Source organism: Candidatus Solincola tengchongensis, assembly GCF_015711935.1.
In the GTDB taxonomy this organism is placed as follows: Bacteria; Actinomycetota; Geothermincolia; order Geothermincolales; family RBG-13-55-18; genus Solincola_A; species Solincola_A tengchongensis.
The window spans coordinates 51,579-63,772 of sequence record NZ_JACVJJ010000031.1 but is presented as its reverse complement, the minus strand read 5'-3'; the positions used below and the strand labels follow the sequence as shown (position 1 = coordinate 63,772).

The window sequence follows — 12,194 nt, the reverse complement described above, 5'->3', positions numbered from 1 at the left end:
GGTGCGCTGATGACCGAGGCCCGCAGAAAGGCGGAATCACTGCCCGACGCGCCCGGAGTATACATCTTCAAGGATGACCGGGGGAGGGTCATCTACGTGGGAAAGGCCGCCTCCCTGCGCAAGAGGGTGGCCTCCTACTTCCATTCCCGCGAGGAGGAGAACCCCAGGCTGGCCGGCCTGCGGTCGCGGATCTCCGACCTCGACTTCATCGTCACCGCCAACGAGGCGGAGGCTCTCCTTCTGGAGGCCAACCTGATAAAGAGGTTCCACCCGGACTACAACATCGACTTCCGCGACGACAAGTCCTATCCCTACATGGTCATACGCACCGGAGACTCCTATCCTCGGGTGATGTTCGCGCGGGGGAGCCGCCGCCCCGACGCCGTGTATTACGGTCCCTTCGCCCACGCCGGGGCGGTGCGGGAGACCATAGAGACCCTGCGTAAGGTCTTTCCCTTTCGCGCCTGCCGGGGGAGGGAGCCCGGCAGGCCGACCGGCGGCCCGTGCCTCGACTACCACATACGGCTGTGCTGTGGCCCGTGCACGGGGAAGGTGTCCGTGGAGGAATACGGCAGGATCATCCAGGGCGTGCGGCGCTTCATGGAAGGGGATCACCGCTCCGTGATGGAGGACCTGGAGAGACGCATGCGCGAGGAGGCCTCGCGCCAGGAGTTCGAGCTCGCCGCGCGGACGCGCGACCGTCTGCTGGCCCTGCAGCGCATCCTGGAAAGGCAGCAGGCCCATAACCTGAAGGAAGGAGACCAAGACGTCTTCGCTGTGGAATGCGGCGACCTGGATGCCTGCGTGACGGTGTTCTACGTGCGCGGGGGTAAGATACTGGGAAAACAGGATTTCTTTTCCACGCCCCCGGCCGGAAGCGGCGAAGGGGATATCCTGGCCGCCTTCCTGGCCCAGTTCTACGCCCAGGCGACGCATATACCGAGGGAGATACTCCTCTCTCACGACCTTCCGGAAGCCGAACGCTCCCTTCTCGAGGAATGGTTATCCGGGAAGGCGGGGAGGAAGGTGCGCCTTCTCGTCCCGCGCAGGGGCGAGAAGCGGAGCCTGGTGGAGAAGGTCTCGCGCAACGCCCGCATGTCCCTCGAGGTCCACCTGGCCAAGCAGGCTTCCGATCTGGGGTGGATCTCCCGGGCGGTGCAGGGGATAGCCGAGGGCCTGAGGTTGAGCCGCCTGCCTTACCGGATAGAGTGTTACGACATCTCCAACCTGGGGCCGCTGGACGCCGTGGGCTCCATGGTGGTCTTCGAGGGAGGCATACCCCTGCGCCGCGACTTCCGCCGTTTCCGCATCCGAGGCGAGGAAGGCAAAGGCGACGTGGCCATGATGGAGGAGGTTCTTGACCGGCGCCTGTCCCGCCTGGCGTCCTCCGCAGGGGGCACGGAGGGCGAAGCCGGGGCCAGGGTGCGCCTGGACACCTTCCATAAGAAGCCCGACCTCATCCTGGTGGACGGGGGCCTTCCCCAGCTGGGGGCCGCGGTGCGCTCTCTGGCTCGGCATGGGCTGAGGGACGTGGAGGTTGCTGCCCTGGCCAAGCGGCTGGAGGAGATCCACCTTCCGGGAAGGCGGGAAGCCGTGGTCCTTCCGAGAGACTCGGAAGCGCTGCACCTCCTGCAGCGCATCCGCGACGAGGCCCACCGCTACGCGCTGGAATACCACCGACAGCAGAGGGAGAGGAGGACGCGCCGTTCCTTCCTGGACGAGGTGCCGGGTATAGGACCGCGCCGCAAGCAGAGGCTCCTCCGCCACTTCGGCAGCCTGGCCCGCATCGCGGAGGCCACCCGGGAGGAGCTGGCGAGCCTGAGTTTCCTGGACCGCCGGACGGCGGAGAGCCTCTATCGCGCCCTACATCCCGAGGAGTCGATGGCGCAGGAGCATGGCTCCGAGGAGGGGCAGAAAGCGGGGCGCTCTATGTAGCGCCCACGGAGACCGCGGGGCGTGACCGTTGGCTTGGGCGATACTGGCGAGGGAAGGATAGGGGTCGGGCCGAGCGGCCTGATCAGGAGGAGGACATGAGCTCGGGAACCGCATCAAGGAGATGTCATCGGCTGAAGAGCGTGATCGGCGACATATACGTGCATACGCTGGGAGGGGCGCCGGTCCGGATAGGCTTTGACCCGCCGGTCAAGGAGGCTGGCGGAGAGGAGGCGCCTCCCTCGCTCGAGGCGAAGAGGCTAATGCATGCTCTGACCGAGCTCCTGGACGGAAAAGATGTGGATCGCGGCCTGGCGGAAAGGCTGTTGGCCTCCGCCGGGCTCACCGAGTTCCAGTGGCGCGTGTACCGCGTGGTCCTCTCCATCCCCCGCGGCTCCACCTTATCCTACGGGGAGGTGGCCGAGCTCGCGGGGAGCCCCCGTGCAGCTCGTGCGGTGGGAAACGCCATGCGCCGCAACCCCTTCCCGCTTATCGTCCCCTGCCATCGTGTCGTGCGCTCCGACGGAAGCCCGGGAGGATACGCAGGCCCGCGCGGCATGAAGGAAAGGCTGCTCAAGATGGAGGGCACCATGTGAGGAATACCGACTTCATCAGTCCTGCACAAGACGGTGTATCGCATCAGCGGGCGGTTTCCGGGTTGAAGAAGGCTGAGAGACCGCCCTGTCTCCCGCATGAGGAAAGGGTCGCCGTGAAGGCGCGGCGCAATCTATAATCAACTCTAAGCGAGAAAGAACGTCGTCTTCCGCCATGGCGGTTCAAAGCGGCGCCGGAAGAGGGACACGAATGGCGAGCTGGGAAGTTGTCGGAGGAGATGAAACGCCCTTGGAGCAGACGCCGCCCGGAAAAGGGAGATTGAAGGAGGAGGAAAGAACTGGAAATCACCATCATAACCGGTCTGTCCGGAGCCGGTAAATCCGTGGCTATCAAGAGCCTGGAGGACCTCGGCTACTTCTGTGTGGACAACTTTCCGCCCTCTCTCCTTCTGAAGATGGTGGAATTGTGCTCGCAGGGGGCCTCCAGCCTGGACAAGCTGGCCGCGGTCATCGACGTGCGGGGGGGCGAGTTCTTCCGCGACCTCAACCATGCACTGGAGGAGTTGGACCGCGGCAACATCCCTTACCAGATAATCTTCCTGGAGGCGGACGACGATACCCTGGTGCGGCGCTTCAAGGAGACGCGCCGGGCTCACCCCCTGCATAGCGAGGGGGGCATCCTGGAGAGCATCGCCAAGGAGAGGGACCTCCTCCAGGGCCTGCGCGCCCGGGCTCACGTGGTGATCGACACCTCCCGCAGCAGCGTCCACCAGCTGCGGGAACAGATAATGAACCGCTACCAGGCACCTGAGGCCGCCGAGTCCCTGGAGATGAGCCTGATCTCCTTCGGGTACAAGTACGGTTTGCCCTTAGACGCGGACATGGTCTTCGACCTCCGCTTTCTCCCCAACCCCTTTTGGATTGACGAACTCCGGGAACGGGACGGGACCGACCCGGCGGTACGGGAATACGTACTCGGGCAGCCGGAGAGCGAGGAGTTTCTGTCCCGGCTCCATTCGCTGATCCTCTACCTCAAGGACCGTTTCGTTCGCGAGGGACGGCGCTACGTCACCCTGGCCATGGGGTGCACGGGAGGCCGGCACCGTTCGGTGGTCCTCGTGGAGGAGCTCGCCCGGAGATTACGCGACGCAGGGGTGACGGTGAGCGTGCGCCACCGGGACGTCGCTCGAGAGTGACCCATGAGTCATATCGCCGAGGTGAAGGACGAGCTGGCCCGGATCAGGGCCTCGAGGCGCTGTTGCCGGCTGGCCGAGCTCTCCGCACTGCTGCATCTCGAAGGGAGCCTGCACTTGGGGAGCGGCGACAGCTTGATCCTGCATACGGAGAGCGAGAACGCCGCCGTGGCCCGCAAGATGTTCCGGTTGCTCAGGGAACTATTCGGCCTGCTACCCGAGCTGCGCGTGGAGAGGTCGCCACGCCTCAGGGGCCACAACTGCTACCAGCTGTTCCTGGCCGGTGAGGGCCTCCCCCAGGTTCTCAACGAGCTGGGGCTGCTCGACGACTCTCTCCGCCCGGTGCTGGGGGTCCCGGCGCGCATGGTCAGGAAGCACTGCTGCGGCATATCCTACCTGCGGGGTGCTTTCCTCGGAGGGGGTTACGTTAGCCGGCCGGATCTCCCCGCACACCTGGAGATAAACACCCAGCACCGTGAGATGGCCGAGGGCCTCCGCGAGCTACTGGGGAGATACGGCATCCGCGCTCAGATCACGGAGCGGAGGAACATGGTGACCCTCTACGCCAAGAGCAGGACGGATCAGGCTGATTTCCTTGCCCTGGTGGGGGCTCACGATGCCCTTCTTCGGCTGCAGAGCGAATGCGTGTTGCGCGAGCTGAGGGAGAGCGTCAACCGCCGGGTGAACAGCGAGACGGCCAACCTGGAGAAGGCGGTGGACGCCGCGCAGAGGCAGATCCGGGACATCAGGCTGATAGAGAACAGCATAGGACTGGAAAACCTTCCCAGCACATTGCGCTCGGTCGCCACACTGCGCCTGGAGCACCCCGAGGCCACCCTGAAGGAACTCGGCGACCTCATGCACCCTGCTCTGAGCAAGTCCGCCGTGTACCACCGCATACGGCGCCTGAGCCGTATGGCCGCGGAGATGGAGAGGATGCCGGGTTCCGGAAATGGCTCTCCGGCCTGCCGGAATCGCGGCCGTGGAAAAGCCATCGACGCCACCTGACGGGCTTACGCGGAAAAAAGAAGGGCGTTTTTATTCCATTCCCGGCTCCTGGTATGTTCGGCCGACGGAAATGCCTTGACCTGCTACGATGCCGCTTAATTAAAGCGCTTCACCGGCGCCGGGCGAGTTTAAAAGCGCCCCTTTTCGCTTATAATGTCAGATGAGCGGTACAGGAAAAAATGGTTCGAGAACCTGAAGGAGGTCGGAGATGGGAGCGAAGGTAGGTATAAACGGATTCGGGAGGATAGGCAGATTATTCCTGCGCGCCGCGGTGGAAAAGGGCGTGGATATAGTGGCCGTGAACGACCTCACCGACCCCGCCACCTTGGCGCACCTCCTCAAATACGACACCGTGTTCGGAAGATATCCGGGAGAGGTATCCGCCGGGGAGGGGAAGCTGGTGGTGGACGGAAGGGAGATACTGGTCCTCTCCCAGTCCGACCCGGCCCAGTTGCCTTGGAAGGATTTAGGGGTCGAGGTCGTCATCGAGGCCACGGGGAGGTTCACCGACCGCCAGGGAGCCTCCAAGCACCTGGATGCCGGGGCGCGCAAGGTGATAATCACCGCGCCGGCCACCGACCCGGACATCACCGTGGTCATGGGGGTCAACCACGACAGGTACGATCCCTCTTCGCATCACATCGTGAGCAATGCCTCCTGCACCACCAACTGCCTGGCTCCGGTGGTCAAGGTGCTCATGGAGGCCTTCGGTGTGGAATACGGCTTCATGACCACAGTCCATGCCTACACCAACGACCAGCGCACCCTCGACTTCCCCCACAAGGACCTGCGGCGCGCCCGCGCTGCGGCGGGTAACATAATCCCCACCTCCACCGGAGCCGCCCGGGCCATAGGCCTGGTGATACCTGAGCTCAAGGGGAAGATGGACGGCATCGCTATGCGCGTCCCGGTAATGGACGGGAGTGTGGTGGACCTCACCGCCGTTCTGAGCCGCGAGGCGAGCAAGGAGGAGATAAACAAGGCCATGAAGGAGGCGGCCGAGGGGGACCTCAAGGGCATCCTGGAATACACGGAGGACCCCATCGTCTCCTCCGACGTCATCGGCAACCCGGCCTCCTCGGTCTTCGACGCCCTGTCCACGATGGTCATGGGCAGGATGTGCAAGGTGGTATCCTGGTACGACAACGAATGGGGATTCTCCAACCGCCTTGTGGACCTCCTGGGCATCCTCCTCTCCTGACGCGGAGGCGGCCATGGCCAAGAAGACCGTGCGGGACGTTGACGTCTCAGGGAAGCGCGTTCTGGTGAGGGTGGACTTCAACGTGCCCCTCTCCGAGCGGGGAGAGGTGGAGGACGACACCCGCATCCGCGCCGCACTGCCCACCCTGCAATTCCTGCTGGACAAGGGCGCTTCGCTGGTGGTCATGTCCCACCTGGGACGGCCCAAGGGACAGGTGGTGGAAACGCTGCGTCTGGACCCGGTGGCCGAGAGGCTAAAGGCACTTCTAGGCGTGCCGGTGCGCAAGCTGGACACGGTGGTAGGCCCCGAGGTGGAGGAGGTCTGCTCCGCACTGCGGCCCGGGGAGGTCGTGCTCCTGGAGAACCTGCGGTTCCACCCCGGCGAGACGGCCAACGACCCCGATTTCGCTGCCGCGTTGGCCCGGCTGGGAGACATCTACGTGAACGACGCCTTCGGAGCCGCCCACCGAGCACACGCCTCCGTGGTGGGGGTCGCAGAGCGCCTTCCGGCCGTTGCCGGACTGCTCATGGAGAGGGAGCTCCAGGCTCTAGGAGGTCTTCTGCAGGACCCCGCACGTCCCTTCGTGGCCGTGCTCGGAGGGAGCAAGATCTCCGACAAGCTCAAAGTGCTCTTCAGGTTGCGCGAACTGGTGGACACCTTGATACTGGGCGGGGGCATGTGTTTCACGATCATGAAATGGAAAGGTCTGGAAATAGGTAAATCTCTATGCGAGGAGGAATTTCTAGACCAGGTGGGAGAGCTCATGGAGGGAGAAACGCCCGGCAGGGCGGAGATCATGCTTCCCCAGGACGTGGTGGTGGCCGACGACTTCCGCCCCGACGCGGAGATCCGGGTGGTGGAAGCGGGCGGCATCCCTCCAGGGTGGATGGGCCTGGACATCGGCCCACGCACCCGCGATGCCTACGCCTCGAGGATAGGAGAAGCGGCCACCATCTTCTGGAACGGTCCCATGGGGGTCTTCGAATGGGAGCGCTTCCAGGAAGGCACGCGCAGGGTGGCGGAGGCCATTGCCTCCTCGGGAGCGGTTACCGTGGCCGGAGGAGGGGATACCATATCCGCCATCCGCAAGTTCGGCCTGGAGGAGAGTTTCACCCACATCTCCACTGGGGGAGGCGCTTCCATGGAATTCCTGGAGGGTAAGGCCCTTCCGGGAGTGGAGGTCCTTCAGGAAAAATAAGGAAAGGGGGACCGCAGACATGCGCTTACCGCTGGTTGCCGGGAACTGGAAGATGCACAAGGATCACCGCGAGGCCGTCGATCTGGTGAGGGAGCTGGACGGCCTCCTGGCCGGCCTGGAAGGGGTGGAGGTGGCGGTGTGCCCGCCCTTTACCGCTCTCTCCGACGTCGCGCGGACGCTCAAGGAATCCCGATCGCGTATCGTCCTGGGAGCCCAGGACGTCTACCCGGCACCGGAAGGGGCCTACACGGGGGAGATCTCCCCGCGGATGTTGAAGGCACTGGAGGTGCATTACGTCATCGTGGGACACAGCGAACGCCGGGAGATCATCGGGGAAGGGGACCAGCTGGTAGCCGCCAAGGCGCGCGCCGTCCTGGAGGAGGGCATGGTCCCCATCCTCTGCGTTGGCGAGACCCTGGAGGAGAGGGAAGAGGGTAAGGCGGAATCAAAGGTCAGGGGGCAGCTGGAATCGGCCCTGGCCGCCTGGAGCAGCGACGAGGCCTCCGCCTTGGTGATAGCCTATGAGCCGATCTGGGCCATAGGTACGGGAAAGACGGCCACCCCCGAGGACGCCCAGGAGATGAACTCCTTCATTCGCGGATGGCTCGCCGAGAGGTTCGGGCAGGATACCGCCTCCGGCGTGCGCATCCTCTACGGAGGGAGCGTCAAGCCGGATAACGCCGCCGAGCTCATGGCCATGCCGGACGTTGACGGGGCGCTGGTCGGCGGGGCCAGCCTGAAGGCAGCGGATTTCGCGGCCATAGCCCGTTTCCGGGAATAGTCATCGTCGCGTCGCAGAAGGCACTATCCGCGGCGACCTCCCTTACTCCACGCAGTTGGCGGAAGAGGCAGAAGGGAAGGCCTCGGAAGTTTTGCGCCTGCGTAAAACCCCTCCTGAAAGGCCGTATAAAAAGGGGGGTTGCTTTCCTCACGATTCCCGCGCCCGCGAGTCTTATGCCCGTGTGCTCAAGCCGGTAAAAGGGGTGGTGAGCATTCCGTTGACGGGGCGGCGGATGCGCCGAGGGATCACATAGGAGGCGCTGCCTTGCGTAAAACCCGGACCGGCAGGGGAGGGACCGCCGCGGCGCGGCAACAAGACGCGGAATCGAGCGAAAGAGGCTCACCCGTGGTGGGCCGGACGCTTCGGAAGGAGGGGTAGCGTAAAGATTCGGTAGGCGCCCGGGGTTTGAAAGGGGCCGAGAGGCCACTCCGTCGTCCCGGCAAAAGGAGCGAATCCGACTGGAAGAAAGGTTTGATCTCTCGACGGGGGGACGTTTGAGTCGCAGGAGTGGTACAATCGTAGACGAGAGGTCCAGGGAACATGACCTCAAGCCGTCGAAGAGGAGAAGAATTGAAAGGTAAGGTCAGGAGGTAGGAATTGGATATCCTGAAATACATAATGCTTCCCCTGTTCTTTCTCTCCGGGCTCTCCATGACCATCTTCGTGCTCCTGCATTCCGGCAGAGGAAGCGGGCTCTCCAGCGCCTTCGGTGGGTCCTCCTTGGGAGGCCTCTCCGGGACCCAGGTGGTGCAGAAGAACCTGGACCGCATCACCATAGCCAGCGCCTTCATCTTCGTCATTACCACCATAGTCCTCATCTACATCTACAAGTGAGGACGAGGGGTTCAATGCCCTCCCACGGCCTTTAAGGGTGTAGCCGTTGCTATTCTCATGCAGGGCTCCCAGCCTTTTTTCATCAGGCTTGGCTTCACCGGGAAATAAAAGAGCCCACCCGGGGACTCTCTTCTTCACGGGAAGATGTCAGAGTACCTGCTCGTACTTTGGGTGGACTTGTTCACGCCGTGTCTTAAAACCCAGCCGTTTTAAAAACGAGCCCTGGACGTCTTGTAGAGCCCAACCCCTCAGGGGACCAATGATGACTTGGCGCTTCATTACTGGATCAAAGGGTTATCCGGCGAGGTTACCTCAAGAGGCTCAGGAGATATCTTCCAAAGCGACCGGGAACTCCGAGTAGATGTTGATCACCTTCCATCCCGGTGTGCCCGCGTCTCCTCGCGGGATGGGAATCAGCGGTGGTCCGGGCACTTGTCGAAGAACGACCTGTCCTTGCCCGTTCTTTTCACAATCCAGTCCACCTGGGCCTCGGGTATGTAGGGGATGCCGCAGACGCTGCACCTGACCATATTGAAGTCCTTGTGCCATATATGGCGCACGCCGTCCCTCTCCTCGAGCTTGATGGCCCCGGTGGGGCAGGCGTAGGCGCAGGCGCCGCATCCGATGCACGCGTCCGACGGCTTGTCGTAAGGGGTGGCTGGTTTCTTGTCCGCCCCGCGTCCGACCATGGCTATGGCGTGTACGCCCACCACCTCGGCGCAAACGTTGGCGCACAGCGCGCAGGCGATGCACTTGTAGCGCTCGTTCTCTCCCTCGTCCTTGCGGAAACGGACCTCGGTGACGCCCTCGGCGGCGGCCATCCTCCGAATGACCTCCGAATCCGGCACGCGCGCCAGGAGTAGCTCCAGCAAGCCCCTGCGGACCCTGCGCACCAGGGGGGTGTCGGTCTTCACCTCCAGGCCCTTGCGCACCGGGTAGTTGCAGGAAGTGACCAGCCTCATCCTGCCGCCCTGGTGGGCCTCCACGAGACAGACGCGGCAGGAGCCGCCGCTGGAGGTCACCTCGCTGTTGTAGCAGAGCGAGGGGATGTAGATGCCGTTCCGGCGCGCCACCTCCAGCACGGGGGTGTCTCTTTCGGCCTCAAAGGTCCTCCCGTCGATGACCACGCTTATCTTTTCCATGCTACAAGATCCTCACCGCGTCGAAGGTGCATACGTCCTTGCAGACGCCGCACTTGATGCACTTTGACGTGTCGATCACATGGGCCTCCTTGCGCTTGCCCGTGATGCAACCTTGCGGGCAGTTCTTGGCGCACAGGCGACAACCGGTGCACGCCTCCGGGTCTATGGAATAGGTGATGAGCGCTTTGCACACCCCGGCCGGGCACTTCTTGTCCTTGATGTGGGCTTCGTATTCCTCCCGAAAGTACTTGATGGTGGAGAGCACGGGGTTGGCGGCCGAGGTCCCCAGGCCGCACAGTGCCCCCCAGGTCAGAAGATCGCACAGCTCCTCCAGCATGGACAGGTGCTCTTCCCGGCCCTTTCCCTCGGTGATCTCGGTGAGCAGGTCGAGCATGCGCGGCAAGCCGTCGCGGCAGGGAGTGCACTTCCCACAGGACTCCTCCACCAGGAACCCGGTGAAGTACCTGGCGACGTCCACCATACAGGTGTCCTCGTCCATCACGATGATGCCCCCGGACCCCATCATGGATCCGGCTTTGGTGAGGCTGTCGAAGTCGATGGGCAGGTCCGCAAGGCTTTCGGGGATGCAGCCGCCGGAGGGGCCACCGGTCTGCACCGCCTTGAACTTCTTCCCGCCCAGGATGCCTCCACCGATCTTATCCACCAGTTCGCGTATGGAGATGCCCATGGGGACCTCCACCAGGCCGGTGTTGTTGACCTTGCCCACCAGGGAGAAGACCTTGGTGCCCTTGGAGCTCTCGGTGCCCATGCTCGCATACCATTCCGCGCCCTTGAGGATGATCTCGGGCACGTTGGCCCATGTCTCGACGTTGTTGAGGACGGTGGGTTTGTTGTAGAGGCCCCTCTCTACGGAGCGGATGTACTTGGCCCGCGGCTCGCCCACGTTCCCCTCCACGGAGCGCATTAGCGCCGAGGACTCGCCGCACACGAAGGCACCGCCGCCGCGGCTTATCTTGATGTCGAAGGAAAAACCGGTCCCCAGGATGTTCTCTCCCAGCAGGCCCTTCTCGCGGGCCGCCTCGATGGCGATGGTCAGGTTGCGCACCGCCAGGGGGTACTCGTCGCGCACATAGATATACCCCTGATGCGAGCCCACGGCGTAGGCGCCGATGATCATGCCCTCGATCACCGCATGCGGGTCTCCCTCCATGATGGAACGGTCCATGAAGGCACCCGGGTCTCCCTCGTCGCCGTTGCACATCACGTAGCGGACGTCGCTTTCCACCGCCGCGCAGGAGCGCCACTTGGTCCCGGTGGGGAAACCGGCACCGCCGCGCCCGCGCAGGCCCGATCGCTCCACCTCGGAGATGATCTCCTCGGGTTGCATCCCCAATGCCTTGGCCAGCCCGGCATAGCCGCCCACCAGGATATAGTCGTCGATGCTGGTGGGGTCGATGGTGCCTATATGCCTCAGGGCGATGCGCAGTTGGTGCTTGTAGAAGGGGATCTCGCTGTAGCGCGGGACCATCTCCCCGCTGGCCTTGTCCTTGTAGGCCAGCCGCTCCACGATGCGGCCGCCCTTGATGGATTCCTCCACGATCTCCGGCACGTCCTCCGGTCTCACCTTAAGGTAGAGGATGTCTTGAGGCCTGAGCACCACCAGCGGGCCGTTCTCGCAGTATCCGTGACAACCCGTGGTCTTGAAGCCGATGTTCACGTCCACCTGGAGCCCCTGCTCCCTTATGGCCTCCGTGAAAGCCTCCGCCACCAGCCTGGAGCCGTTGGCCTGGCAGCCGGTGCCGAAGCATACCATCACCGTGGGCAAGTCGGGTTTGGACGCCGCGGCCAACTCCCGGCGGTAGGCCTCCAGTTGCTCTACGGAGTTGATGGCTCCCATATCCCTAACTCCCAACATGTTTCTTGACCATGTCCACGATCTTGGATGGGCGGCTCTGTCCGTGATATACCTCGTCGACCAGGACCACCGGCGCCATGGCGCAGGCCCCCACGCAGTTGACGCATTCCAGGGTGAACTCCCCGTCCTCCGTGGTCCCGTTACGTCTCACCTTCAGCTCCCGCTCCAGCGTCTCCAGGAGCTGGGGCGCGCCCTTTAGGTGACAGGCCGTCCCCGTGCACACCTTGATGGTGTGCCTGCCGCGAGGGGTGAGTGAGAGCGCCTTGTAGAAGGTGCCCATGGCATAGAGCTTGCTCAAGGGTACCCCCATGACCTCGCTCAAGCGGCGCATACCCTCCTCGGGGACATAGTGGAACTCCCGCTGGAAGTCCTGAAGGATCGCCAGCAGCGATTCCTCCGATTTCTCGTATCGGTCAATTATGCGGTCGAAACGGCTCAAGTCTTGAGTCGCGTCCTTGGTCATCTCCGCCATGTC

The 12,194-nt window shown here is 63.5% G+C and carries 11 protein-coding genes; 8 read left to right on the top strand and 3 right to left on the bottom strand.

Going from position 1 to position 12,194, the window contains the following annotated elements; translation table 11 throughout:
- Window positions 1-9: 9 nt before the first annotated feature.
- The 8 genes from uvrC to secG all read left to right on the top strand — a co-directional run bounded on the left by uvrC (window position 10) and on the right by secG (window position 8,701).
- Entirely contained in the window at window positions 10-1,935 is a 1,926-nt protein-coding gene (gene uvrC, locus H7007_RS02080; RefSeq protein WP_287152832.1) for an excinuclease ABC subunit UvrC, read from the top strand.
- 260 nt (window positions 1,936-2,195) lie between these two features.
- Window positions 2,196-2,528, top strand: coding sequence for a methylated-DNA--[protein]-cysteine S-methyltransferase (locus H7007_RS02075; RefSeq protein WP_287152831.1), 333 nt, complete (start codon window positions 2,196-2,198; stop codon window positions 2,526-2,528).
- 296 nt (window positions 2,529-2,824) lie between these two features.
- Window positions 2,825-3,682, top strand: coding sequence for an RNase adapter RapZ (gene rapZ / locus H7007_RS02070; protein ID WP_303646042.1), 858 nt, complete (start codon window positions 2,825-2,827; stop codon window positions 3,680-3,682).
- A 3-nt stretch (window positions 3,683-3,685) separates the two neighbouring features.
- Window positions 3,686-4,687, top strand: a complete 1,002-nt coding sequence (whiA, locus tag H7007_RS02065; RefSeq protein WP_287152830.1) for a DNA-binding protein WhiA — start codon at window positions 3,686-3,688, stop codon at window positions 4,685-4,687.
- Window positions 4,688-4,895: 208 nt separating this feature from the next.
- Window positions 4,896-5,888, top strand: a complete 993-nt coding sequence (gap, locus tag H7007_RS02060; protein WP_287152829.1) for a type I glyceraldehyde-3-phosphate dehydrogenase — start codon at window positions 4,896-4,898, stop codon at window positions 5,886-5,888.
- A gap of 13 nt (window positions 5,889-5,901) precedes the next feature.
- Window positions 5,902-7,086: a phosphoglycerate kinase gene (locus tag H7007_RS02055; protein ID WP_287152828.1), complete on the top strand. Its 1,185-nt coding sequence runs from the start codon at window positions 5,902-5,904 to the stop codon at window positions 7,084-7,086.
- Between the two features lie 19 nt (window positions 7,087-7,105).
- Window positions 7,106-7,867, top strand: a complete 762-nt coding sequence (gene tpiA / locus H7007_RS02050) for a triose-phosphate isomerase (RefSeq protein WP_287152827.1) — start codon at window positions 7,106-7,108, stop codon at window positions 7,865-7,867.
- Window positions 7,868-8,464: 597 nt separating this feature from the next.
- Window positions 8,465-8,701: a preprotein translocase subunit SecG gene (secG, locus tag H7007_RS02045; RefSeq protein ID WP_287152826.1), complete on the top strand. Its 237-nt coding sequence runs from the start codon at window positions 8,465-8,467 to the stop codon at window positions 8,699-8,701.
- Window positions 8,702-9,114: 413 nt separating this feature from the next.
- On the opposite strand, the gene H7007_RS02040 is transcribed toward secG, so the two are convergent.
- The 3 genes from H7007_RS02040 to H7007_RS02030 are packed head-to-tail and all read right to left on the bottom strand — an operon-like array spanning window position 9,115 to window position 12,182.
- Complete coding sequence (locus H7007_RS02040) at window positions 9,115-9,843, bottom strand: 2Fe-2S iron-sulfur cluster-binding protein (RefSeq protein WP_287152825.1); 729 nt, start codon at window positions 9,841-9,843, stop codon at window positions 9,115-9,117.
- Between the two features lies 1 nt (window position 9,844).
- Window positions 9,845-11,701 (bottom strand): NADH-ubiquinone oxidoreductase-F iron-sulfur binding region domain-containing protein, encoded by a 1,857-nt coding sequence (locus tag H7007_RS02035; protein WP_502754843.1) that lies wholly within the window; start codon window positions 11,699-11,701, stop codon window positions 9,845-9,847.
- Window positions 11,702-11,705: 4 nt separating this feature from the next.
- A complete protein-coding gene (locus tag H7007_RS02030; RefSeq protein ID WP_287152823.1) occupies window positions 11,706-12,182 on the bottom strand; it encodes an NADH-quinone oxidoreductase subunit NuoE family protein in 477 nt (158 codons plus the stop codon).
- Window positions 12,183-12,194 lie beyond the last annotated feature (12 nt).

Bases quoted from the DNA above. Each gene is read 5' to 3' on its own strand.
- H7007_RS02030 (WP_287152823.1), bottom strand. From the start codon at position 12,182: ATGACCAAGGACGCGACTCAAGACTTGAGCCGTTTCGACCGCATAATT.
- H7007_RS02035 (WP_502754843.1), bottom strand. From the start codon at position 11,701: ATGGGAGCCATCAACTCCGTAGAGCAACTGGAGGCCTACCGCCGGGAG.
- whiA (WP_287152830.1), top strand. From the start codon at position 3,686: ATGAGTCATATCGCCGAGGTGAAGGACGAGCTGGCCCGGATCAGGGCC.
- H7007_RS02075 (WP_287152831.1), top strand. From the start codon at position 2,196: ATGCATGCTCTGACCGAGCTCCTGGACGGAAAAGATGTGGATCGCGGC.
- gap (WP_287152829.1), top strand. From the start codon at position 4,896: ATGGGAGCGAAGGTAGGTATAAACGGATTCGGGAGGATAGGCAGATTA.
- tpiA (WP_287152827.1), top strand. From the start codon at position 7,106: ATGCGCTTACCGCTGGTTGCCGGGAACTGGAAGATGCACAAGGATCAC.
- uvrC (WP_287152832.1), top strand. From the start codon at position 10: ATGACCGAGGCCCGCAGAAAGGCGGAATCACTGCCCGACGCGCCCGGA.
- H7007_RS02055 (WP_287152828.1), top strand. From the start codon at position 5,902: ATGGCCAAGAAGACCGTGCGGGACGTTGACGTCTCAGGGAAGCGCGTT.
- H7007_RS02040 (WP_287152825.1), bottom strand. From the start codon at position 9,843: ATGGAAAAGATAAGCGTGGTCATCGACGGGAGGACCTTTGAGGCCGAA.